Raw genomic sequence first — 24872 nt, 5'->3', positions numbered from 1 at the left:
ATTAAAACTGAAAATATATAAATTGTTGCTCTTCTCCGGTAAAACTGAACATTAGTATAATTAACAAGATATAAAAGGCCCAACGTAGAGGTTTAAACAAAAAGTCAATTTTTTCTAGTGCATAGTTTCCGCTTCTTCCCAACCACTCAGTAATTAAAAAGAACATCACCAGTATTAGAATGGTGCTAGGAAATATTTCAAATTTAAAGAATAATGAGGAAGAAAATATATGCTGTAAATAGGAAATAGCATGACCGACAGAGTCAGCTCTAAAAAAAACCCAAGCTATGGTTGTCAACAAAAATGTTAAGAACATTTGACTTGCTTCCTTAAGGCTTGGAAAATAATTTCCTTGAGCAATCAAATCGGTATTCACTCTATTTCTATTTGTCAATAAAAGAGGTAAAAAATAAAAGGCATTTAAGGCTCCCCATATGATAAAAGTCCAATTAGCACCATGCCATAAACCACTTACAATGAATATGATAAAAGTATTTCTTATTTTCATTTTAAGGCCGCCTTTGCTTCCTCCTAATGGAATGTATAGGTAATCTCTAAACCAAGTTGATAGGGAGATATGCCAGCGTCTCCAGAATTCAGCAATGTCTCGAGAAAAATAAGGATACGCAAAATTTCTCTTTAAATTAAAGCCAAATAATCTTGAAATTCCAATAGCAATATCAGAATAGCCTGAAAAATCACCATAGATTTGGAAGGCAAAGAAAAACGCACCTAATAGGAGGGTACTGCCATTATAATCCGTATGATTATTAAATATCAAATTGGCATATTTAGCACAGTTATCAGCAATAACAATTTTCTTAAAAAGACCCCAAAGGATCTGTCGAAGACCGTTAACAGCGTCACGGTAAACAAATTTACGTTCAATCGAAAATTGTGGCAGTAAATTTGTCGCGCGCTCAATAGGACCAGCAACTAGTTGTGGAAAGAAACTTACAAACGCCATGAATCCCACAATATCTTTAGTGGGTTTCAATTTTTTATTGAAAACATCAATGGTATAGCTTAATGTTTGAAAGGTATAAAAACTAATGCCTACCGGTAGAATTATATTTAATGTCGAGATGTTTAAATCCGCTCCAAAAAATGTAAAAGAATCTCTTAAGCTATCAATAAAGAAGTTGTAATATTTGAAAAAACCTAGAAACCCAAGATTTACGCTTATACTAATCCATAATAGTGTTTTTCTATAAGATGACTTATTCTGCTTGTCTAATGCCAAACCGATAGAATAATCAACAATTGAGCTAAATAGTATTAGGGAAAGAAACCTCCAATCCCACCATCCATAGAAAACATAACTAGCTAAAACAATAAGAAAGTTTTGGGATTTTATATTTTTTGCACCGATGAGCCAGTATAGACTGAATACGATAGGCAAAAAAATAAAGAATTCTATTGAGTTAAAAAACATATTGGTGCATAGTTCGATTGAGGTATTGCCCAAGAGGTATTTAGAATAGTAAATATGTTATATAATTATCTAATAATCAAAATTACTCTATGAATAGTTAATAATTTACTTTAACTGTCATGAAATTAGTATAACCATCGGTTTATAATGCTATCGTAGGTTTTGACTATTTCTTATATCTCAAAATTTATTTACGATATAAAAAATCTAACTGCCCATCATTTGATTTTCTATAATCTATAATGTAACCAACAAATATGAATAATACTACTAAATAAGGTTGGTTTATAACCGTCTGTAAACTAATCATAAAAATGTACAAGGCTATTAAAAGCGACAGAGCAAAATAGCGAATTTGCATATTTAAAGTAAAAGTTTTAGCGAGATAATAACAAAGCATAAATACAAAAAACAGGAAAGTAAAAACACCAGCATCAACCCAGATTCCAACATAGGTATTATGTCCTTTCATGGAAACTGCGAAATCTACACCATTCCCAATGAATGGACTTTCATAGAGGTAATATAAAACATTTATCAATAAATCATCTCTTCCGGAGCTGTCTACTTTGTCCAAGTTTAAGGTTAATACATTTATAATATTGTCAATTTTATAAATTTGGGCGTCTGATAAATTTAAGTCTTTAGTTTGGGATTTTAATGCGAATACCCCCATATAAAATAAAACAATTACGACTCCAAATAAAATAAGTCTAATTCCCGTAAAAAACTTGTAGTTTGTAAGAAACAATATAATGGTAAATACAAACAAACCAGTTGTGGAAAAGGTTAAGAATAAGCTATAAAAAATTATAGCAAGGATTAACATTTTAATTAATCTATATATTGGTTTTGATGGATAGTAGAGTTTATGAAATAATATAAAAGCAATAATATTAGCTAAAGCTGCATTGTTAGCGTCACCATAGACACCTCCAGCTCGATCTAAATCAAAAGTTGCAAATTGACCTGAGCCACCTAAACTGAAATTTATTTTGAATAAAATTATGGTGAGAAAAGAGGAAATCACAAAACTCACTGTTATAACTTTAAAGAATAGTCGAAATTGTTCTTTGTTGCTTAGAAGGAAAAAAAAGCCGATGAAATAAATGAGGGGCACTAATGTGGCAATTATAGAAGATCTAACACCATTAATCCCGGTGGCCAAAATCGCAAAAGAATAGTACATAAAATAAAAGACAAACCAAAGTTTATTAGTTTTAGACAAAGTTTCTACTTTATCCTTAAATAGTACTACACCTATAATAATCAGTGTAAGATTGCCATACGCAAACAGTTGCGCTATATTTGGAGAAATAAACTTGGATACAATTCCTTGGAGCTGGAGGCAACTACTAAATAAAGGAAAGTAAAAACAAATAAATACAATTATTTTATTCATGGTGTCGGTTAAGTTCAGTAAACATGGCGTCATATCTTTCTGTAATTGCTGAAATTTGATATTTATTAAGGGATTTAATGCCGTTATCAGAAAGCTTTTTCCTTAATTCATTATCATTTATAAGTTTGTCTAAACCTTTTCGCATTTCTAGCATATTCTGATCCTCTATAAGTAAGCCATTTATATCATTATCAATTATATCCGATGGCCCAGTTTTACAATCAAAAGATATGCATGCCATACCTTGAGACATAGCCTCAAGCAGTACCATAGGTAAACCTTCATATCGTGATGCTAAAATAAAAATCGAGGATTTATACATAACCTCTGCAATGTTATCTATAAAACCGGTGAAAATAACCCTATCTAAAATCTTATTTTCCTGAGCTAGGATTTTTAAATATTGTAAACCTTCATTTCCAGAACCTGCAATTTTTAATCGCCAATTAGGATATGCTAGTAATACGGGTGCAATTAATTTAATTAAATTATCGAAGCCTTTATGATGATACCGATTCAAATTTCCTGCGGCTAATATTGTTTTTTCCCTTTCATGATTATTAACACTAATAGCATGAAAACTACAAGGATTGGGTAGAACCTTTACATTTACCCCATAATTTTTATAAAATTCTATATCGAAAGAGGTTAGAACAGTTAAGACATCCGCTCGTTTATAAATATGTTTTTTTGTGAAATTTGTAATTCGTTCTCGACCTTCCATAAATCTCAAATATGAATTATGCTCTTGAGCAATAATTTTTATTTTAAACATTTTAGCTACTACTATGGTTATTAGGTTAGTGAGAGTGACAAATGATATGATTATATCGGGTCTATTAGACTTTGTTTTATAATATCGACTTAAACCAATAATACTTCTCAGCGTATGACTTGGTATAACACTGCTAGGTTTTAGTTTTACTCTTTTTACTCGAGGGTTGAGTTGGTACTCTCCTTCTCGGTCAAAAAAAGTAATGACTCTTATTTGATATTTTTTATCTTTAGCTAAACTATTCACCATTAATGCAAGAACCCGTTCAGCACCTCCACCACCTAATGACGATATAACAAAATCTAATTTCATTTTTTCATTTTTATAAGACTTAACAATCGTTTTGTAACATGTCTAAAACCTGAGTTTAAGGCGTAAATAAATGGTGTATAAATTGCAAATGCTAAACTTGTAATTTTTAGTGCATATACAATTAAACCCCATAAGTTATTGTTAGTGAGTGTTATATGCTTCTGCAGCAGAAAACATAGATAAAAAGGTACAACAAATGATAGTATTAATATAAAAAAACCTTTCCAATAACGCCATACAGTTACCTTAAAACCATGTTTATAGAGGAAGTAAGGGCGCCACATCAAAATTACAATTGAAAAAGCAATTGTTGTCCCCATTAAAATACCTGCTAAGTCAAAGTATTGCAATAGAATTATTGAAGATCCGAGATTTATTAAACTTTGGATTACGGGTGCCCAAACATCTTGATACAAACCATAGGCATCCTTGAAATGATCGACTGGAATTCTAATTTGCATAATAAACATATTTGTTAAAAATAAGGATAAGACGTAATTATTTAAAATATACTTTTCACCGAGCCAAACGATTATAAATGGTTCAGTAACAAAATACAATACAATAATTGCAATTCCACCTATATAAAATCGAAGTGACATCATTTCCCAAAATACTTTATTTATGTTATCCTTATTGTTTTCTGCAACTAAATTACCAATGCCTGCCGCCGTACCAGCAAAAGCTGTATTTACAAATTGTAATAATCGACTGAATAACATTTCGTAGTTAGCAAAAAAGGCAACACTTTCAATACTTATAAAGGAGAAAATTAATATTTTGTCTGTACCGCCGGTAACAAAAGCACCCAATTTATGGAAAGAGATTTGTTTTACTTTTTTAATGATTTCAGGATTGCTCTTTAAAATAGAATTGGTGGTTTTTTGATTAATATGTAACCAGGGATAAAATTCTTTAACCTTTTTTCTAAGGATATAACTGTTTATAATATAATACAGTAATTCCAAAGTAATCCAGCCGTATATACTTTCAAAATAATATACTATAACACATTGTACGATAATTTTAAGTAAGTTTATAGACTGCGAACTTGAAGTGATCACATAATCTTTCTGATCGGCTTGAAGCAATAAAATATGATAATTAAAAAAAAAGTTTAAACACATTCCTAAAAGGAAGGTGTAGTAGGTGTAGTAAACTATAGATAATGATGCGTTAAGGTCATCGAAAATGACAGGAAAAAATGCAGATAAGATAAGACCCGCCATTAAGATGAATGAACCTATTTTTTTATATAAATGTCCAAATAAGCTGATTAATTCATTAATTCGCTCATACTCCTTATTAAATATAGGCTTATATAAACTAAAACCAACGGCAGCTCCAATGCCTAATTCAGCTAGATTTAGGAAACTAAGAAAACTGCGGAGTGTACTAGACAGCCCCATAAACTCATCACCTAAATTATCTAAGAATAATTTTCGAGAAACAAATTGTAAGACTAAAAATATTAGATAAAAAAACATGCTAAACTTCATGTTTTTTATAGCATGATTAACTCTAGACATTTTTAATTATTTGATAGATTTTAGATTGGATTTTTATTCTGTTTTTATTAGTGATTAAGAATAATTTGTAAAATAATGGGGGTAATAGTATAATTGCATACCCGTAAAAATGAAAATTTTTATGACTATAATTTTGTTTTATAGTTTCGCGAATATTTCTACGATATTTACCTTCTTTATCAAGATAAGAGTTAAGATACAAAGCATCGTAATGATAGGATAAAAAATCAAATAAATAGTGTTTCGCTATATCTTGTATTTCTTTAGAATACTGTTGTGTATGCTCTACAACATAACTAGCTGCACGTATAGATTTTAACTTAATTAAAGAATAATTGCTTCTTATAACACTCTTAGGGTTTTGTACATTATATATATAATATGCATTTTCAATGTATCCTAACTGCGGAATCTCATTAATTATATCTAATGTATAATAGACGTCCTGATGAAGAATTCCTTCTATAAAAAAGCGATCCTTAACTATTGAATGATGATATAAGCGTCTCCAAACAGCGAATCGTTTATGTTTAATTATTCTTTTTAAGGCGGTTGCCTTATCTTCAATAGTGGCATTAACAGATGTATCATTTAGGTTTTGACTGTCTGCTAGATGCATATTTTTAGAACCTATTTCAACAACCTTTAGGTTATTTGTGATGGCAAAATTAAGTAGTTCTTCATACATTTCTGGGCGAATCCAATCATCACTATCAACAAAGCCAATATAGTCGCCTTTACTCTCTCTCAAACCATGATTTCTTGCAATACTTGAACCTCCATTCTCTATATGAAAAACTTTAATTCTCTTATCCTTCTGTTCAAAATTGTCACAAATAGCACCACTACGATCTGTAGAGCCATCATTTACTAGTAAAATTTCTAGATGGTCATAAGTTTGATTAATGATAGACTGTATACATCTTTCTAGGTATTGCTCCACATTGTATACAGGAACTATAACAGATATTAGAATGTCCATTTAATTGATTTAGAATAATTTATTAAAATACTTATAATTAGAACAATAACCACAATATTTTGATTATGGTTTTCACTATAGTCTATAGAATAAGAGTTGTCCTTTACAAAACAGGATTATTTTTTATAGAAAACATAATATTTATGACAAGTAAAGGTTTTTTGCGATGAAATCCACTCTAATTATATATAATTCTAAAAGTATCGACAAACTGCATTGGGATCTCTAAAATGTTGATTATGAATTTATAAAGAAGTCTAATTCAGAATTAGCTATGTAGTAAATTACGGCAAAAGGTTAAATCTGTTAGTTTAAAAGTCTAAATCTAGACGTATTACGTACTTAGAACAGATTAATATGCATTTAATCGGCTTTTTTTTATAAACTAATTAACTACATGAAAAATGAATACATTAAAACTCATAAATAGATTGGAAATTCTTACAAATCAATGCGTTACATCGAAATTTATCGCCTCTTGTCTTTAAATTAGCGTATACTTTTTTAAATTAGCATCTGTGCTTAAATGCATGTCCCCAAATTACTAATAAACTTTTATTTCCTTATGACTTACTTAATTAAACCTATTCAATGGAGAGTTACCCTATTTATGCTCTTCATATTTTTATTCTTAAATCAAATCGTATCAGCACAACAATTGGCATTCCCTTCTGCTTATGGAGCCGCTGCACATATTACAGGTGGTCGGGGTGGCACGGTTATTCATGTAACGAATTTGAATGACAGCGGACCAGGCAGTCTTAGAGAAGCATTAACAGCATACTCAGAAAATAGATATATTGTTTTCGATGTATCTGGAGTTATTCAATTACAATCTAAAATTCAAATAATAGGACCTGCTAGTGGAGGTTCCGGTGCTGGGAATTTTACAGTTAATGGTTTTTCAGCTCCATACGGAGGTATAACAATTATCGGTTACCCAATCGTTCATAGAGATGTTGAAAATTATATTTATCGAGGTATTCGTTTTAGAAATGGGTACAAGAATCAAGTTAATGGAGAGAGATCAAACCAAACACAGTTATCCAATGGATACTCTATAAATTTTATTGTTGATAGGTGTTCATTTGCTTATTCAAAAGGAATGAATACTGGAGGAGGGAGTCCGACGTCTAATGGAGAAGTTGGAGTGTCAACTTTTCAAAATAATTTATTCGGTGATAGTGATCGAGGGATATTATGCGGTAGACAAGGAGTGCAGGAGATCTCCGATATTTCAGTTTTGCGAAATGTTTTTAGTGATGTTAGGTATCGAACCCCCAATTCTGGCGGTGAGGTAACGATGGACATTATAAATAATTTTATATACAATTGGTCTACTAGGACAACTAGAGTTAACGGATGGGACTCTGAGATAAACATGATTGGAAATTATTACCAAGGTGGTAAGGCTACTAGACTTTCAGATAGAACCGATAAAGCTTTTATAGGAATTACAACTAATTCATCTATGAACCCCAAAATATGGGATGAAGACAACTATATAGATGAAGATGCTAAACCAACTGGTTATCCTGCTAACCCAGAAAAAGCATGGTACCAATTTCCTAACTCAACCGTTAGTCCTGACCCAGTAAAACCTGAATGGTTTGTAAATAACAGATTACCTATAATAGGACGAGAAGTTCCAATTTTGTCTAGCTCTCAGTTAAAAACTGAACTATTTCCAAAAGTAGGAGCTAGTGAATATATTGATAATAATGGAAATGTTCAATATTTTAGAGATAATTTAGATGCTCAGTTAATCGAAAAGGCTATTAATGATATCGAGCAGGACTATGTACCACAAAGTAGTTATGAGGCATTAGCAGAAAATTTAGTAAACACAATGCCTAGCGAATCAAGACCAGACAATTTTTACGTCTCAAACCCACATATCCCAGAAATTTGGTTTCAAGCAAACGTACCAGAAGGTCAAGATCATAATGATATTGCACCTAGCGGATATACCTGGCTAGAAGAGTATTTAAATCAAGTGGATTATGCTAATACTAGTAACGAGGTAGTTTCTGTCGAAAGCATAGAAGTAACTCCGGACAGTGCAGAACTGCAACCAACTGAAACAATTCAATTAACAGCTACTTTTACTCCAGCAAATGCGACAAACCAAAATGGTGTGTGGAGTACTAGTGACAATACTATAGCAACCGTAGATTCAAATGGATTAGTAACAGCAATTGGACCTGGTGAGGTGACAATTACTTTTACGAGTGCCGATGGTGGATTTACAGATACCTCTCAAATAACAGTTTTTCCTGAAGCGCTCCAAGCGAGCGCAGGTACTGACCAACAAATCTGTCAAGGCGAAAGCGCTACTCTTACTGCAAGTGGAGGGACAGGTTATGTTTGGAGTACAGGCGAAACTACTGAAACTATTGAGGTAACACCTGATACAACTACGACTTATATAGTTACCGTTTCAGATGTCTTTGGTCAGTCTGAAGATGCTGAAGTTACCATAACGGTTAATTCTTTACCCGTAGCTGCTGCAGGTGCAGATCAATCTATTTGTCTAGGTGAATCAATCATTCTTACAGCTTCAGGGGGTGACTCTTATTTATGGAACACGGGAGAGACAACCGCTTCAATTGAGGTAAGTCCTAATGTTGAGACAACTTATAGTGTTGAAGTTAGTTCTAACAATTGTTCTAGTGCAGATCAAGTTACTGTTTATGTTAATGAATCACCAAATATTACTATTTCTGAAGATCAGGTAATTGTAGATGGTGAATCGACTACATTAAGTGTTAGTGGTGGTGATAATTACGAATGGAGTACAGGTGAAACATCTGAAACTATAACGGTAAGCCCGAATGTTACAACAATATATTCAGTAAGTTCTACAAATGTTAATGGATGTGTTACTAATGAGAGTGTTACTGTAACGGTAGTACCTGGTGTTACTGCTAATGCAGGTGAAGATGCTACTATTTGTAGTGGAGAGAGTTATACTTTAACGGCCACTGGAGGAACTACTTATGTTTGGGATACTGAAGATTCAGGATTTGAACTAGTAGTTAGCCCTACGATTACTACGACATACACAGTTACTGTTGAAGATGAATATGGTAATTCAGATTCCGATAGTGTGACAGTTTTCGTTAATGAATCGCCAAATATTACAGTTAGTGAAGATGTTTATGTTATTCAAGGTAACTCGGTGAGTCTTTCCGCAAACGGAGGGGTATCTTACTCTTGGAGTTCTGGCGAAACTACCGCTGAAATTTCGGTAAGCCCAGCAGAGACAACGACCTATGTGGTGACTGGCTTTTCGGAGAATGGTTGTCAGAGTACGGCAGAAGTAACCGTAATTGTTGTTGATGAATTAGTAGCAAATGCTGGTCAAGATGTTTCTGTTTGTGTTGGCGAAAGTGCAATATTAACAGCTAGTGGAGGAACAGGTTACGTTTGGAATACTGGTGAAACGACAGCGAGCATAGAAGTGACTCCAGAAGTTACAACAACTTATACAGTTACCGTTACAGACGACTATGGGAATTCTGATTCGGACGAAGTAACAGTTACAGTAGATTCTCCACCAACTGCTTACGCAGGAGAAGATCAAATAGTATGTGAAGGAGAGTCTGTTATATTAATAGCAGAAGGTGGTGATTCTTACTTGTGGAGTACAGGTGCTACAACCGCTTCTATTTCTGTAAGCCCTTCAGAAGATACGATTTATAGTGTTGAGGTGTTTTCTAATTCATGTTCAGATACAGATGACGTAACAGTTTACGTTACTCAGAGTTCTAATTTAACAATTAGTGAAGACCTTGCAATTGTAACAGGAAATTCGACACTATTAGAAGTGTCAGGAGCAGAGTCGTATTTATGGAGTACAGGTGAAACTTCAAACTCAATCGAAGTTAGTCCTTCTGAAACTACTACTTATTCAGTGATTGGTTATACTACTAATGGGTGTGAAAGCTCCGCAGAAGTAACGGTTACTGTAATTCCACAACTTCTTGCAAACGCAGGAGAAGATGTTTCAATCTGTAATGGGGAAACAGTTACTTTAAATGCTTCGGGAGGAGTTAACTATTCTTGGAATACAGGTGATACAGGAGCATCGCTTACCGTCACACCTACTGAAACAACAACGTATATGGTTACGGCTACTGATGACTATGGGAATTCAGATTCTGATAGCGTTACGGTTACGGTTAATGAATCACCTAGTTTAACTCTAAGTGATAATGTTACTATAACTGAAGGTGAAAGTACTAATCTTATTGCTAATGGTGCTGCAACTTATTTATGGAGCACAGGAGAAACTTCAAATACAATCGAAGTTAGTCCTACTGAAACAACAACTTATAGTGTTACTGGATCTTCAGAATTTGGATGTGAAAGTTCGGCTGAGGTAACGGTTACTGTAGTTCCACAACTTCTTGCAAATGCAGGAGAGGATGTTTCAATCTGTAATGGGCATACAGTTACTTTAAATGCTTCGGGAGGAGTTAACTATTCTTGGAATACAGGTGATACAGGATCATCGCTTATCGTCACACCTACTGAAACAACAACGTATACGGTTACTGTGACTGATGACTATGGGAATTCAGATTCTGATAGTGTTACGGTTACGGTTAATGAATCGCCTAGTTTAACTCTAAGTGATAATGTTACTATAACTGAAGGTGAAAGTACTAATCTTATTGCTAATGGTGCTGCAACTTATTTATGGAGCACAGGAGAAACTTCAAATACAATCGAAGTTAGTCCTACTGAAACAACAACTTATAGTGTTACTGGAACTTCTGCATTTGGATGTGAAAGTACAGTAGAGGTGACCGTGTCAGTTTCGTCTTTATTCCAAGCTTCAGCGGGACCAGATCAACATGTTTGTGATAATCTTGAAAATGAAGTGGTGTTAACGGCTAGCGAAGGAGATAGTTATTTATGGAGTACCGGAAAGACCACTCAAAGTATCGTGGTGAGTCCGCTTTCAACAACTACTTATACAGTTACAGTATCACAAGGCGATCAGTCAGACTCGGCAGATGTAATCGTTTATGTTGATCCTAGTCCAAGTATCACGATTGCCAATGGAGAGGAAATTGAAATTCTTAATGGGGATTTTGTAACCTTATCTGTTTCAGGAGCAAATACGTATGAATGGAATAATGGAGCAACACAACCTAATATTGCAGTAAGTCCTTCGGTAACGACAATCTATTCTGTAAAAGGTTTTATTGGAAACTGTTACGATGAAAAGCAAGTTAAGGTTAAGGTTCTTCAACCAGTTGTAGCTGATGCAGGAAGTGATGTTCAGATTTGTTTAAACGAAACGACGGCCTTAACAGCAACTGGTGGAGATGAATATGTTTGGAGTACAGGTGAAACTACAGCAACTATTCATGTGTCTCCGACTGAGACTACGGAGTATACTGTAACGGTATTTAATTCTTTAGATTTTGATGAAGATTCAGTCGTGGTTGAGGTAGATTCTAATTGTACAGATCAAGTAATTAATCCGAATGACCCATATAACCCTAATGATGAACGTGTAGAATTCACGATGGATATTTATCCTAATCCTGCATCAAACATTGTAAATATTAAGTTATCAGGTACTCAGAATGAGTCTCAGGTATTAATATATGATGTAACAGGAAAATTAATAATAGAGAATAGAATATCCAACGAAAGTTTAAATATTAGTACGACAACACAAATGGATATTAGCTCGCTTCAAGCAGGTGTGTATTTTGTAAAAATTATTGATCAAGGTCGAGATATTACTAAAAAATTAATTGTTGAATAAGTTAAATAGATAGTAAAGTAAAAAGCGTCAAAATCATATGATCTTGACGCTTTTTTTATTGTTCTAATAGATCAATAAATTATTGGCCTATAGAAGAATATTCAAATCCTATTTTCGTCATTTCATCCTTATTTAGGATATTTCTACCATCAAAAATGAAAGCTGGTTTTTTCATCTGGTCGTAAATCTTTTTCCAATCATAAGTTTTAAACTCATCCCATTCGGTCATGATAGCTACAGCGTGGGCATCTTTTGTAGTTTCATAAGGATCGTTATAAGATATTACCATTTCTTCATTTTCTTCCTTAGACCTAGTCTTTAAGTAGTTTAAATCAGATTGAACCTTTTCACCATTTACTTTTGGATCATATACGGCAATATTGGCCTGTTCATTTAATAAATGATCCGCAACATAGATAGCTGCTGATTCTCTCGTGTCATTTGTGTCTTTCTTAAAAGCCCATCCTAACATGGCGATTTTTTTGCCAGAAACCGTATTGTATAAGGTACTAATTAACTTGTCTGAAAAACGACGTTTTTGATGATCGTTTAAAATTATTACTTGTTCCCAATAATCAGCTACCGCATGTAGATTGTAACTTCTAGCTATATAAACGAGGTTTAAGATGTCTTTTTGGAAGCAAGAACCACCAAAACCAATTGAAGCATTTAAGAATTTAGGACCAATTCTTGAATCCATGCCTATAGCTTTTGCAACTTCATTTACATTCGCTTCCGTATGCTCGCATAATTCTGAAATAGCATTAATAGATGAAATTCTTTGAGCTAAAAATGCATTTGCCGTTAATTTAGACAGCTCGGAAGACCAAACATTAGTTCTTAAAATTCTTTCTTGTGGAACCCAACTTCCGTAAATATTAGCCAAACAATCTATAGCCGATTCAGATTCACCTCCGATTAATACTCTATCTGGATTTAATAAATCTTGAATCGCAGTTCCTTCGGCTAAAAATTCTGGGTTGGACAGTATGTCGAATTTCACATCACTACCTGTATTGTGTAAAATACTTTTAATGGCTTGAGCTGTTCTTACTGGTAGGGTAGATTTTTCAACAACAATTTTATTGGTTGTGGCAACTTCTGCAATATTTCTAGCACAAAGTTCCACATATTTTAAGTCGGCAGCCATCCCTTTTCCTTTTCCGTAAGTTTTAGTTGGAGTGTTCACCGAAATAAAAATCATTTCAGATTCCTGTATCGCTTTATCTATTTCTGTAGAAAAGAAAAGATTTTTGTTTCTTGTTTCTCCAACTATTTCAGCTAAACCTGGTTCGTATATAGGGAGTTTAGATAAATCTTCATCATTCCAAGCAGCAATACGCTCTTCATTTATATCAACAATTGTAACTTGTATATTTGGATTCTTTTTTGCTATAACAGCCATTGTAGGTCCACCGACATAACCAGCTCCTATGCAACAAATCTTTGTAATTTTCATGTTTTTTTCTTTTGGTACGAATCAAATTTTAATACGACAGCAAATGTGAAGAAATTAATTCAATTCAGATAATATTTTATATTAACGGTCTTTTTTTAGGATAAGATTCAATCTAATGATGAAAACAGAAAGTTTTAGTTATAATAGTTTTTGTACCAATCAATAAACGACTTAACTCCGTGTTTTATTGATGTATTAGGTTGGTAATCGTAATCTTTAATTAGCTCATCTACGTCTGCCCAAGTTCGTTCAACATCTCCTGGTTGCATGGGCAACATTTGTTTTTCAGCTACTTTATCTAGATTGAGTTCAATCTCATTAATAAAATCTAATAATTTTACCGAATTGTTATTTCCAATATTATATATTTTATAAAGAGATTTAGTGTTTACTCTAGTGTTAGTAGGTTTTTCAATAATTCTAACCACACCTTCTACAATATCATCTATATACGTAAAGTCACGTTCCATTTGACCATGGTTAAAGACCTTTATCGGCCTATTGTTTACTATGGCATCTGTAAATAAAAACATTGCCATATCAGGTCTGCCCCAAGGGCCATATACGGTAAAAAAGCGCAGTCCTGTCGTTGGAATATTAAAAAGATGACTATAAGTATGGGCCATCAGTTCATTACTTTTTTTAGTTGCAGCGTATAAACTAATTGGATGGTCCACATTATCATCTGTAGAGAACGGAATTTTTTTATTCAAACCATACACGCTAGAGCTACTTGCATATACTAAATGTTTAATATTAAAATTTCTACAACATTCTAATATATTCAAAAAGCCAACTAAGTTGGAATCTACATATGTTTCAGGACTTTCAAGACTGTATCTAACCCCTGCTTGTGCCGCAAGATTGCATACAATATCAAACTTTTCTTTCTCGAATAATTTAGGAAGTTCGACACGGTCTTCTAAATTCATTCTTACAAATTTAAAATCGTTAGAATTACTCTTACAAAGACTATTGAACTCAGAAGCTTCCTCTTTACTGATACCTAATTCATTTAGCCTTGCATATTTTAGGTTAACATCGTAGTAGTCGTTAATGTTATCTAAACCAATAACTTCATGTCTTTTTGAAATGAGAACTTTAGAAGTATAAAAGCCTATAAATCCTGCCGCTCCTGTAACTAATATTTTCATTTAAGTTGTTTTACTTATTGTTATCAAAGATGTAAAATCAGAATGGAACTTCTAAACTTTATCTTTTAAAATCCAAAAAATCAGACCGCCTTATACTTTATTTCGAGAAGAGTTGCTATAGAGTCACAATTTTTAATGGTTAATTCCATATCTCGCTCTTTATAAATATTATCTATATGATATACTTTGCAAGAATCTAATTTTGTTTTGCTCTTAGAAAAATCTACACTACCGAACTTAATTAAATTTTTAATAGTGAGTGAGTCTAACGTATGGTCCGTTATAAATTCTGAGGCTTTATCGGAATATTCGATAGGTTTAGAATTAATATTTTTTACTGTTCTAGCATTAGGCCCATAATCACAGGATGCATCTTTTCCATTTAAAAAAAACAAAAGGAATATAATGCCAAGGGCAAAACCACCAAGATAGTAGCCTAAACGATGTATAAATTTCATAGTAATAAATATGCTCCTATACGATTAAGTATCATTAGGAAGGAATTAAAAAATCAATAAGTTGGCATCATTATAATTCAAACCAAACCATTCTGCAACAGATTTATTGGTTAGAATGCCGTGGTAAAAATACAACCCATTTTTTAAACCTCTATCAAATCGAAGCGCATTTTCTATCCCACCATACTCTCCAATTTCTAATAAGTAAGGTGTAAAGATGTTGCTTATTGAAACTGAAGCCGTTCTAGAATAACGTGCAGGAATATTAGGAACACAGTAATGAACAACGCCATTATGGTCAAAAGTTGGACGGTCATGAGATGTAACTTCGCTTGTTTCAAAACAACCACCCATATCTATACTCACATCAATTACCACAGATCCAGCTTTCATATGATCTACCATTGTTTCAGTAACTATAACTGGAGCACGATTTGTTCCTCTAACAGCACCTATAGCAACATCGCAACGTTTTAAGGCTTTTAAAAGGTTTTTTGGTTGCATGGTCGACGTATAAATATTTTGACCTAAATTAGTTTGTAGACGACGTAATTTAGTTATTGAACTGTCAAAAACTTTTATGTTAGCACCTAAGCCTAAAGCAGAACGAGCGGCAAATTCGCCAACTGTTCCCGCACCCAAAATAACAACTTCTGTTGGTGGTACACCATTTATATTTCCCATCATTAACCCATTTCCACCGTTAACGTTAGACATTATCTCAGATGCAATTAATATGGAGGCTGTTCCTGCGATTTCACTTAAAGAGCTTACGGCAGGATATTGGCCATCTTCATCTTTTATATATTCAAAAGCTAAAGCTGTTATTCGTTTTTTAGCCAATGCTTCGAAATAAGATTTCTTTTGAGTTTTTATTTGAAGCGCAGAAATTAATAGGGTTTGGGGGTTTATTAGTTTAATCTCATCTAAAGATGGTGGTTCAACTTTTAGTATGATAGGGCAGGAGAAGACCTTGGCTGTGTCTTTGGTTACTTCAGCTCCAGCTTCACTATAAGTTTTATCTTTAAAATTAGCACCTTCGCCTGCGCCTGATTCAAATAATACACGATGACCATTTGCCGTTAAGGCTGAAACGGCGTCGGGTGTTAAACAAACACGACGTTCTTGAAAATGAGTTTCTTTAGGAATCCCAATAAAAAGCTCTCCTTTTTGTTTAAGAATCTCTAAGGTTTCTTCTTGAGGTAATAATTGGGCTTTGGTGAATGGTGACAGAGATATACTCATTGAAGTTATTTACGTTAATATTACCAATGCAATATAGCAAAATAGACTATATAAAAGGCTATCGAAAACTTACTTCAAAGTACGAAAAATAATTTAAAAATAAGAGTTACTAAAAATACTGCTTTACTTTACCCCAAACCCCTTTCGGTTTGATCATAAATTCTTCTTCAAGCTCCTCTAGAGTTTTATCAACATTATTAATTTTGTTGAACATTTGAGCTCTTATAAGATAAATGGAAGGGAAAATAATAGCCATTATAGGTAAAAGATATAGGATATGAAACTCATCCATAAATCTGACATCGTCATTCAATGCTCCGATACATTGGAAGGAGAACATTGTAATTGGTATAATTAGAACATGATACCACCAATGTCTACAAGTGAAAAACCACACCAGTGATAAAACTAATGGAATGATTTTCATTGAAAATACCCACATTGCAACATTCGCATCACCGTATTGTTTGCTATGATAGGTACCAAGAATAGTGTCCCATTTTTCTGTGCTCGGAACATATTCATATAGGTAAAATAAAAAGGGAGTCGCACCTACTACTGTAGCTGCGATACTCCCAATTAATATTTTGCGATAAAATTCTTTTTTATCCCCAGGTTGGGACTTTAAGTTTTCTTTTGTCAACTTGAATTGTGGTTTGTCCATCTAAGTCAATAATGTTTGTAGCTTGTACAGTAAATAACATTCCTCCGAAGATAGCAATTGCTAATAATAATGTTTTTTTAGATTTCATAATTTAAAGGGATTTAATTAATTAATACTACAAATGTAAAGGCATTGATACCTGCTTACAAATGAAGAATTGTTAAAATCCAATGAAATTTGAAATTTTAATTACGGTTTTTCCGTAATTCAACAATCTTCTTAAAGGGAAATCAGTCTTTTTTTTATAACTTTCTTACTGTTACGCTGTTTTGTCGGTTAAATAATTTTGTTTATATCAATCTAAGGATTCTCTCACTTTGCCCTAAAACTGATATATTTATGTGTTGAGCTTCAGTTGGAATTAAATCCTCAATACGTTCAGACCACTCTATAAATAACCAATGATCACTACTTAGATAATCTTCTATACCAAAATTATAAACTTCATCAATCGATTCTATTCTGTAAAAATCAAAATGATAAACTTTATCATTTGGTATACTATATTCGTTCACAATCGAAAAGGTGGGACTAGTTGCCTTATCTTTACCATGCATTGTTTTTAATAACGCATTGATAAAAGTGGTTTTGCCAGCTCCCATATCACCATTAAAGCAGACGATCTTAGAGGTTAAATTTTCTAAAACTTTTGCTGCAATAGCATCAATATCATCTAGATGATAAGTAAACTCAAGTACTTTCACTAATTGTTTTAATTATTTACACAGACAATGTTACTAATAAAAGTCGAGATAACCTAAAAAAAGATGTATTTCATCGGATTTTTGTGTCACTTTAAAGGTTTTTCCTGCAGAATACTACCTTTGTTATATAGTGAATAAAAAGACTGCCGTCTAAAAACTTAGACAAGGATTATATTAACCTTATTTGTAAAATACATCAAATGAATATTTTAAGTTATTTGGGGTCTAAGACTATAAAAGGTATAATCATTTCTTCTAATGAAACACCTCCATGTTGATAGGTGTTTCTATAATAACTCACATAATGATTATAATTGTTTGGATAGGCTAAGAACATATCGCCTTTAGCGAACACAAAAGAACTGCTCATTGTCAAAGCTGGTAAATGAATAGATTTGGGATCCTTAATCGCTAATACATCCTTTTCTTGGTAAGTTAAACTTCGCCCAGTTTTGTATCTCAAATTCAAACTTGTATCTCTGTCTCCAATAATTTTAGATGGTGTATTTACATTGATAGTACCATGATCTGTGGTTAAAATAAGTTTAAATCCAAGTTGTTGACTTAGTTGAATCATCTCTAATAATGGCGAATTCTTAAACCAACTAACAGTAAGGGATCGATAGGCTTTGTCGTTAGAAGCTAATTCCTTAACTACTTCCATTTCAGTTTTTGAGTGAGAAAGCATATCTACAAAGTTGTATACAATAACAGATAAATCATTATCCTTTAAAGATCTAAAGTTTTCAAGAAGTTTTTTTCCTGACTTAAGATTCGTGATTTTGTGATATTCGTGTTTTATGTGTCCTAAACCTAATCGTTTTAATTGTTCTCTTAAGAAATCGCCTTCATGCAAGTTTTTTCCGCCTTCATCTGTGTCGTTTTTCCAATATTGTGGAAATAAACTTTCCATATCAGAAGGCATTAATCCAGAAAATATAGCATTACGTGCATATTGCGTTGCTGTTGGTAGTATACTATAAAATGCTAATTCTGAAGCTTTTTTGTAATAATTATTCACAATAGGCTCAAAGGCTTTCCACTGATCGTATCGTAGATTATCAATGACTACCATTATGGTGGGTTGTTTATCGCTTATTTCAGGAACAACCTTTTCTTTAAACAGAGTATGTGACATTATCGGTGCATCTGCTTTAGGCTGAAACCAATCTTCATAATTATTTTCAATAAACTTCCCAAATTGTAAATTAGCTTCAGTTTTTTGGGATTCTAAAATCCCTGTCATACCTGCATCCTCAATACCTTCTAGTTGCAATTCCCAATAAATAAGTTTTTGATATAACTCTACCCATTCTTCATAAGAATTAACCATGGATAAATCCATAGCAATCTTTCTAAATTCTTGTTGATAGTTCGATGTCGTTTTTTCGGAAATTAAACGGGAATGATCCAGATTCTTTTTCAAACTCAACAAGATCTGATTAGGGTTTACAGGCTTGATTAAATAATCTGCAATTTTACTGCCAATTGCTTCCTCCATAATATATTCTTCTTCACTTTTGGTAATCATTACAATTGGTAAATTGGCACGTCTTTCTTTTATTTCGTGTAAGGTTTCAAGTCCTGTTAATCCTGGCATGTTTTCATCCAAGAAGACCATATCAAAGTTCGTATCGTCTATAATTTCTAAAGCTTCGGTACCACTTTGACACGTAGTGACATTATAACCTTTTTGCTCTAAAAATATGATATGTGGCTTTAATAAATCGATTTCATCGTCAACCCAAAGAATATTTATCATGTTGTGGTATATTTGTTTCTTAATTATTGAATTTTAAAATTTTGCCTACAAAAAATAAGCTTAAAATCTTTAACGATCCAATTTACGGATTTATTACTATTCCAAATTCGTTAATCTTTGATATTATTCAGCATAAATACTTTCAGAGATTACGTCGAATTAGTCAAATGGGATTGTCTTATTTAGTTTATCCTGGAGCTCATCATACGCGTTTTCATCATGCCTTGGGTTGCATGCATTTAATGCAAAAAGCTGTCAATGTACTGCGTTTTAAGGGGGTGGAGATTTCTGATGAAGAAGAAAATGGATTATTAATCGCGATTCTCCTTCACGATATTGGTCATGGACCTTTTTCACATGCCATGGAGCACAGTATTGTGAACGACGTTTCTCATGAGGAAATTTCACTAAGATTCATGGAAGAGCTCAATAAAGAGTTTAACGGAAGTTTAACGTTAGCTATCTCCATTTTTAAAGGAGAATATCCTCGACGATTTATGTGTGAACTTATTTCGAGCCAATTGGATATGGATAGAGCCGACTATTTAAAACGAGATAGTTTTTATACAGGTGTTGCTGAAGGGAATATAAATAGTGAACGTTTAATCACTATGCTTAATGTAGTTGATGACCAATTACTGATTGAGGAGAAAGGGATTTTAAGTGTAGAAAAGTTTTTAATTGCACGTCGGTTCATGTATTGGCAAGTGTATATGCATAAAACAGGTGTGGTAGCTGAGCAGTTATTAATGGGAATCTTAAGAAGAGCGAAAGAATTAGTTCTGCAAGATGTAAAATTAAATTGTAGTCAGGCTTTATATTATTTTCTTCATTCTGAAATAAATGAACAAACCTTTAACGCCAAGACTTTAACAATATTCTCTAAATTAGACGATTTTGATATTGTGGCAGCTATGAAAGATTGGGCGAATCATGAGGATTTTGTATTGAGTAATTTGTGTCAAATGATACTAAATAGAGATTTATTGAAGATAAAAGTGAAGAACAAGCCAATGAAAATATCTGATTTAAATTCGCATTCTCAAGCTTTGATGAATAAGTATAATATTTCACAACATGAAGCTGATTATTTTGTATTTACAGGCGAATTAACCAACCAAGCTTACCAGAATACTTCTCAAAAAATCAATGTTTTATTTAAGTCGGGAAAAATAAAAGATATAGTGAAAGCATCTGATCAATTAAACCTAAAAGCATTGAGTAAACCCATCACTAAATATTATATGTGCTATCCTAAAAAGAAAATGTAATCCTTTTTTTCTATTTTTGCGCAAACCTCTATGACTATAAAAATTAATCGTTGAAATTTACAGCAGAACAAATCGCAGATATTTTAGAAGGACAAGTTGTTGGTGATCCTCATATAGAAGTTTCTACACTATCTAAAATAGAAGAAGGAACAGAAGGCTCTTTGACGTTCTTATCAAATTTAAAATATACACCTTATATATATACAACTGAAGCATCTATAACAATTGTAAATGCTGATTTTGAACCGGATAAACCAATAATGACAACTCTCATAAAGGTAGAAGATGCTTATGAAGGGTTTTCAAAACTATTACAATATTATAACCAAATAAAATCTGAAAAATCAGGAATAGAGCAACCATGCTTTATTTCAGAGTCGGTAAAAATTCCCGAAACTATCTATATTGGTGCTTTTGCCTACATAGGGAAAAATGCAGTAATTGGAGAGAATGTGAAAATTTATCCAAATGCTTATATCGGAGATAATGTCAAAATTGGAGATAATACTACTATATTTTCAGGCGCTAAGATTTATTCAGATTGTATTATAGGAAAAAGCTGTGTCATAAACTCTGGTGTTATAATAGGAGCAGATGGTTTTGGTTTTGCTCCGAATAAAGAAGGTGGATATTCTAAAATTCCACAAATTGGGAATGTTATATTAGAGGATGAAGTAGATATTGGCGCAGGAACAAGTATAGATAGAGCTACGATGGGCTCCACGATAATTAGATTTGGTGTAAAGTTAGATAATCAAATTCAAATTGCTCATAATGTTGAAATCGGTAGAAATACGGTAATTGCTGCGCAAACAGGTGTTGCAGGTTCAACAAAAATTGGTGAGCATTGCCAAATAGGTGGTCAAGTAGGTATAGCTGGACATTTATCGATTGGTAATAATGTAAGAATACAAGCGCAATCTGGGATTGCAAGAGATATAAAAGATAACGAAAAACTACAAGGGTCTCCGGCCTTTGGTTATGGTGATTTTAATAAGTCTTATGTTTATTTTAAAAATTTACCTAAGATTGTAAAAAATATGAACCTCATAGAAAAAAAAGTAGATGGCAATAATTAAAACGGAAACGAAGCAAAAAACCATTGAAAAAGAAGTTACACTTTCAGGTGTAGGGCTTCACACTGGTGCAGAAGTAACAATGGTATTTAAACCAGGTGCAGAAAACTCTGGATTTGTTTTTCAACGTGTTGATCTTGAAGGTAGCCCTAAAATAGAGGCTGATGCAAACTTCGTGACCAATACTCAACGTGGTACATGTTTAGAGAAAAATGGCGTAGTTATTCAAACAAGTGAACATGTTTTAGCTGCTTTAGTAGGTTTAGATATAGATAATGCAATCATTGAATTGAACGCTTCTGAACCTCCAATTATGGATGGTTCTTCTAAATTCTTTGTAGAGGCTTTAGAAGAAGCCGGTATAGTAGAGCAGGAAGCTTTTAGAGAGGAGTATGAAGTCACTAATGTGGTTTCTTATACTGATGAAGAAACTGGAAGTGAAATTATTTTGATGCCAGCAAATTCATATCAAGTGACCACGATGGTCGACTTTGGTACAAAGGTATTAGGAACCCAAAATGCAAATCTTAATAATATTTCAGATTTTAAAGATCAAATTGCTAATTCTAGAACATTTAGCTTTTTACATGAAATAGAAATGCTTTTAGAGCATGGTTTGATAAAAGGAGGTGATTTAAATAATGCTATCGTATATGTAGATAAAGAGCTCTCTCCAGAAACTATGGAAAAATTAAGAGTGGCTTTCAATAAAGATAATATTGCCGTTAAACCTAATGGTATTTTAGATAACCTTACTTTACACTATCCAAATGAAGCTGCACGTCACAAATTATTAGATGTGATTGGTGATTTAGCCTTAATAGGTATTCGCTTGAGAGGTAAAGTAATTGCCAATAAGCCAGGGCATTTTGTGAATACACAGTTTGCTAAAAAAATGTCTAAGTTGATTAAAAACGAAAGACGTAATAATGTGCCTCAAATTGATTTGCATTCGGAACCATTAATGGATGTGAATCAGATCATGGAAATGTTGCCACATAGACAACCGTTCTTGTTAATTGATAAAATTTATGAGTTAACAGACACTGATGTGATTGGTATGAAAAATGTGACTATGAACGAAGAGTTCTTTAAAGGTCATTTTCCAGGTGCACCAGTTATGCCAGGTGTTTTAATTGTTGAAGCTATGGCACAAACAGGAGGGATTTTAGTGCTAAGTACAGTGCCAGATCCTGAAAATTATTTAACATTCTTCATGAAAATGGATAATGTAAAATTCAAACAAAAAATAGTTCCTGGAGATACTTTAATCTTTAAATGTTCGTTAATTTCACCAATACGAAGAGGGATTTGCCATATGCAAGGCTATGCTTATGCTAATGGTAGGTTATGTGCGGAGGCCGAATTAATGGCCCAAATATCAAAAGTAAAGTAGAATAAAGTTTGAATACTTTATTTTCAAAATAATATAAAATTAAAAGAATGAACCAACCGTTAGCTTATGTACATCCTGGCGCCAAAATTGCTAAGAATGTCGTTATAGAACCGTTTACAACGATACACAATAACGTAAAAATTGGAGAAGGCACTTGGATTGGAAGTAATGTAACTATTATGGAAGGTGCTCGTATCGGAAAGAATTGTAATATTTTTCCAGGAGCTGTAATTTCAGCTGTACCACAAGATTTAAAATATGATGATGAAGACACGACTGTAGAAATTGGTGACAACGTTACTATCAGAGAATGTGTAACCATTAATCGTGGAACTTCAGATAAAATGAAAACCGTTATAGGAGATAATTGTCTAATTATGGCCTATTGCCATATAGCACATGACTGTGTCGTAGGAAACAATTGTATTTTCTCTAATAACAGCACACTTGCGGGACATATTACTGTAGGTGATTATGTGGTTTTAGCAGGAATGACAGCTGTACATCAATTTTGTTCCATCGGAAATCACGCTTTTGTGACTGGTGGTTCTTTAGTTCGTAAAGATGTTCCTCCTTTTGTAAAAGCAGGTAGAGAACCCTTATCTTATGTTGGAATTAATTCCGTAGGTCTAAGACGAAGAGGATATAGTACAGAGAAAATTAGAGAGATTCAAGATATTTATAGAATCTTATATCAGAAAAACTATAATAATACTCAAGCTTCAGATTTAATTGAAGCTGAAATGGAAGCCACTCCTGAACGCGATGAAATTTTACAGTTTATTAAAAACTCGCATCGTGGAATTATGAAAGGCTATTTTAAATCAAATTAAATTATTAACTATTAAAAGACACCCACGATTGTGGGCTATATTATGGCAAATACTTCAGACATTAGAAATGGATTGTGTATCAGATATAATGATGATATTTATAAAATTATAGAATTCCTTCATGTGAAACCTGGAAAGGGTCCTGCTTTTGTTAGAACTAAAATGAAAAGTGTGACTACTGGAAAAACGATAGATAATACGTTTTCAGCGGGACATAAAATTGATGATGTTCGTGTAGAGACGCACAAATTTCAATATTTATACAATGATGGTGAGTTCTATCACTTTATGAATGAAGCGGATTATTCACAAATCAGACTTTTGGAAGCGGCTATAGATAGAACAGATTTATTAAAAGAAGGTGAAGTGGTTACTATCTTAATTAATACAGAAGATGATATGCCATTATCTGTAGATATGCCAGCGACTGTGGTGTTAGAAGTTACTCATACTGAGCCAGGAGTTAAAGGTAATACAGCAACAAATGCAACTAAGCCTGCAACGGTAGAAACAGGAGCAGAGGTTAATGTCCCATTATTTATTAATGAAGGTGACAAAATCAGAGTAGAGACTGAAAAAGGTACTTATAAAGAACGCATTAAGGAATAAGGAATTCTTAATAGACTC

At 33.0% G+C, this 24872-nt stretch carries 19 protein-coding genes; 6 read left to right on the top strand and 13 right to left on the bottom strand.

The genetic code is table 11. The features are described from left to right. Position 1: 1 nt before the first annotated feature. The 5 genes from DFQ11_RS06650 to DFQ11_RS06630 form a co-directional block, all read right to left on the bottom strand. Positions 2 to 1435, bottom strand: a complete 1434-nt coding sequence (locus tag DFQ11_RS06650) for an MBOAT family O-acyltransferase (RefSeq protein ID WP_110475085.1) — start codon at positions 1433 to 1435, stop codon at positions 2 to 4. Between the two features lie 187 nt (positions 1436 to 1622). Then, the gene (locus tag DFQ11_RS06645; RefSeq protein WP_110475084.1) at positions 1623 to 2837 is read right to left on the bottom strand and encodes a hypothetical protein; all 1215 of its coding nucleotides are present in this window, start codon (positions 2835 to 2837) and stop codon (positions 1623 to 1625) included. Then, complete coding sequence (locus DFQ11_RS06640; protein ID WP_110475083.1) at positions 2830 to 3924, bottom strand: glycosyltransferase family 4 protein; 1095 nt, start codon at positions 3922 to 3924, stop codon at positions 2830 to 2832. The genes DFQ11_RS06645 and DFQ11_RS06640 overlap by 8 nt, the downstream gene beginning before the upstream one ends. After that, positions 3921 to 5453, bottom strand: a complete 1533-nt coding sequence (locus tag DFQ11_RS06635; RefSeq protein ID WP_110475082.1) for a lipopolysaccharide biosynthesis protein — start codon at positions 5451 to 5453, stop codon at positions 3921 to 3923. Before DFQ11_RS06635 ends, DFQ11_RS06640 begins: the two co-directional genes overlap by 4 nt. Then, positions 5446 to 6435, bottom strand: coding sequence for a glycosyltransferase (locus DFQ11_RS06630; RefSeq protein WP_110475081.1), 990 nt, complete (start codon positions 6433 to 6435; stop codon positions 5446 to 5448). The genes DFQ11_RS06635 and DFQ11_RS06630 overlap by 8 nt, the downstream gene beginning before the upstream one ends. 565 nt (positions 6436 to 7000) lie before the next feature. On the opposite strand from DFQ11_RS06630, the gene DFQ11_RS06625 reads away from it, so the two are divergent. Next, positions 7001 to 12223, top strand: a complete 5223-nt coding sequence (locus tag DFQ11_RS06625; RefSeq protein ID WP_158524987.1) for an Ig-like domain-containing protein — start codon at positions 7001 to 7003, stop codon at positions 12221 to 12223. 79 nt (positions 12224 to 12302) lie between these two features. Here the strand turns inward: DFQ11_RS06625 and DFQ11_RS06620 are convergent, their stop codons facing one another. The 8 genes from DFQ11_RS06620 to porX form a co-directional block, all read right to left on the bottom strand. Beyond that, the gene (locus tag DFQ11_RS06620) at positions 12303 to 13682 is read right to left on the bottom strand and encodes a nucleotide sugar dehydrogenase (RefSeq protein ID WP_110475079.1); all 1380 of its coding nucleotides are present in this window, start codon (positions 13680 to 13682) and stop codon (positions 12303 to 12305) included. A gap of 134 nt (positions 13683 to 13816) precedes the next feature. Beyond that, positions 13817 to 14836: an NAD-dependent epimerase gene (locus DFQ11_RS06615; protein ID WP_110475078.1), complete on the bottom strand. Its 1020-nt coding sequence runs from the start codon at positions 14834 to 14836 to the stop codon at positions 13817 to 13819. A gap of 80 nt (positions 14837 to 14916) precedes the next feature. Next, positions 14917 to 15294, bottom strand: coding sequence for a hypothetical protein (locus DFQ11_RS06610; RefSeq protein ID WP_110475077.1), 378 nt, complete (start codon positions 15292 to 15294; stop codon positions 14917 to 14919). Positions 15295 to 15339: 45 nt separating this feature from the next. Beyond that, a complete protein-coding gene (locus DFQ11_RS06605; RefSeq protein ID WP_110475076.1) occupies positions 15340 to 16539 on the bottom strand; it encodes an alanine dehydrogenase in 1200 nt (399 codons plus the stop codon). A 109-nt stretch (positions 16540 to 16648) separates the two neighbouring features. Further along, the gene (locus tag DFQ11_RS06600) at positions 16649 to 17182 is read right to left on the bottom strand and encodes a hypothetical protein (protein ID WP_229791260.1); all 534 of its coding nucleotides are present in this window, start codon (positions 17180 to 17182) and stop codon (positions 16649 to 16651) included. After that, entirely contained in the window at positions 17145 to 17291 is a 147-nt protein-coding gene (locus DFQ11_RS15260) for a hypothetical protein (RefSeq protein ID WP_189343002.1), read from the bottom strand. The genes DFQ11_RS06600 and DFQ11_RS15260 overlap by 38 nt, the downstream gene beginning before the upstream one ends. 202 nt (positions 17292 to 17493) lie before the next feature. Beyond that, a complete protein-coding gene (gene tsaE / locus DFQ11_RS06595; protein ID WP_110475075.1) occupies positions 17494 to 17907 on the bottom strand; it encodes a tRNA (adenosine(37)-N6)-threonylcarbamoyltransferase complex ATPase subunit type 1 TsaE in 414 nt (137 codons plus the stop codon). A 214-nt stretch (positions 17908 to 18121) separates the two neighbouring features. After that, positions 18122 to 19669 (bottom strand): T9SS response regulator signal transducer PorX, encoded by a 1548-nt coding sequence (gene porX, locus DFQ11_RS06590; RefSeq protein ID WP_110475074.1) that lies wholly within the window; start codon positions 19667 to 19669, stop codon positions 18122 to 18124. A 41-nt stretch (positions 19670 to 19710) separates the two neighbouring features. Between porX and DFQ11_RS06585 the strand changes: the two genes are divergently transcribed. The 5 genes from DFQ11_RS06585 to efp are packed head-to-tail and all read left to right on the top strand — an operon-like array spanning position 19711 to position 24854. After that, positions 19711 to 20940, top strand: a complete 1230-nt coding sequence (locus DFQ11_RS06585; RefSeq protein ID WP_110475526.1) for an HD domain-containing protein — start codon at positions 19711 to 19713, stop codon at positions 20938 to 20940. A gap of 50 nt (positions 20941 to 20990) precedes the next feature. Further along, a complete protein-coding gene (gene lpxD / locus DFQ11_RS06580; RefSeq protein ID WP_110475073.1) occupies positions 20991 to 22019 on the top strand; it encodes a UDP-3-O-(3-hydroxymyristoyl)glucosamine N-acyltransferase in 1029 nt (342 codons plus the stop codon). Further along, complete coding sequence (locus DFQ11_RS06575) at positions 22006 to 23412, top strand: bifunctional UDP-3-O-[3-hydroxymyristoyl] N-acetylglucosamine deacetylase/3-hydroxyacyl-ACP dehydratase (RefSeq protein ID WP_110475072.1); 1407 nt, start codon at positions 22006 to 22008, stop codon at positions 23410 to 23412. The genes lpxD and DFQ11_RS06575 overlap by 14 nt, the downstream gene beginning before the upstream one ends. A 47-nt stretch (positions 23413 to 23459) precedes the next feature. Further along, positions 23460 to 24245 carry an acyl-ACP--UDP-N-acetylglucosamine O-acyltransferase gene (lpxA, locus tag DFQ11_RS06570; protein ID WP_110475071.1) on the top strand — a complete coding sequence of 262 codons (786 nt, stop codon included), beginning with the start codon at positions 23460 to 23462 and terminating at the stop codon, positions 24243 to 24245. A gap of 42 nt (positions 24246 to 24287) precedes the next feature. Beyond that, entirely contained in the window at positions 24288 to 24854 is a 567-nt protein-coding gene (efp, locus tag DFQ11_RS06565) for an elongation factor P (protein WP_110475070.1), read from the top strand. Positions 24855 to 24872: the final 18 nt, after the last annotated feature.

The sequence above is a fragment of the Winogradskyella epiphytica genome (assembly GCF_003217215.1).
In the GTDB taxonomy this organism is placed as follows: domain Bacteria; phylum Bacteroidota; class Bacteroidia; order Flavobacteriales; family Flavobacteriaceae; genus Winogradskyella; species Winogradskyella epiphytica.
This window is presented reverse-complemented; position numbering and strand designations above follow the sequence as displayed.

Coding starts and splice junctions, on each gene's coding strand:
- DFQ11_RS06650 (WP_110475085.1), bottom strand. CDS start 1,435: ATGTTTTTTAACTCAATAGAATTCTTTATTTTTTTGCCTATCGTATTC.
- DFQ11_RS06645 (WP_110475084.1), bottom strand. CDS start 2,837: ATGAATAAAATAATTGTATTTATTTGTTTTTACTTTCCTTTATTTAGT.
- DFQ11_RS06640 (WP_110475083.1), bottom strand. CDS start 3,924: ATGAAATTAGATTTTGTTATATCGTCATTAGGTGGTGGAGGTGCTGAA.
- DFQ11_RS06635 (WP_110475082.1), bottom strand. CDS start 5,453: ATGTCTAGAGTTAATCATGCTATAAAAAACATGAAGTTTAGCATGTTT.
- DFQ11_RS06630 (WP_110475081.1), bottom strand. CDS start 6,435: ATGGACATTCTAATATCTGTTATAGTTCCTGTATACAATGTGGAGCAA.
- DFQ11_RS06625 (WP_158524987.1), top strand. CDS start 7,001: ATGACTTACTTAATTAAACCTATTCAATGGAGAGTTACCCTATTTATG.
- DFQ11_RS06620 (WP_110475079.1), bottom strand. CDS start 13,682: ATGAAAATTACAAAGATTTGTTGCATAGGAGCTGGTTATGTCGGTGGA.
- DFQ11_RS06615 (WP_110475078.1), bottom strand. CDS start 14,836: ATGAAAATATTAGTTACAGGAGCGGCAGGATTTATAGGCTTTTATACT.
- DFQ11_RS06610 (WP_110475077.1), bottom strand. CDS start 15,294: ATGAAATTTATACATCGTTTAGGCTACTATCTTGGTGGTTTTGCCCTT.
- DFQ11_RS06605 (WP_110475076.1), bottom strand. CDS start 16,539: ATGAGTATATCTCTGTCACCATTCACCAAAGCCCAATTATTACCTCAA.
- DFQ11_RS15260 (WP_189343002.1), bottom strand. CDS start 17,291: ATGAAATCTAAAAAAACATTATTATTAGCAATTGCTATCTTCGGAGGA.
- porX (WP_110475074.1), bottom strand. CDS start 19,669: ATGATAAATATTCTTTGGGTTGACGATGAAATCGATTTATTAAAGCCA.
- DFQ11_RS06575 (WP_110475072.1), top strand. CDS start 22,006: ATGGCAATAATTAAAACGGAAACGAAGCAAAAAACCATTGAAAAAGAA.
- lpxA (WP_110475071.1), top strand. CDS start 23,460: ATGAACCAACCGTTAGCTTATGTACATCCTGGCGCCAAAATTGCTAAG.
- efp (WP_110475070.1), top strand. CDS start 24,288: ATGGCAAATACTTCAGACATTAGAAATGGATTGTGTATCAGATATAAT.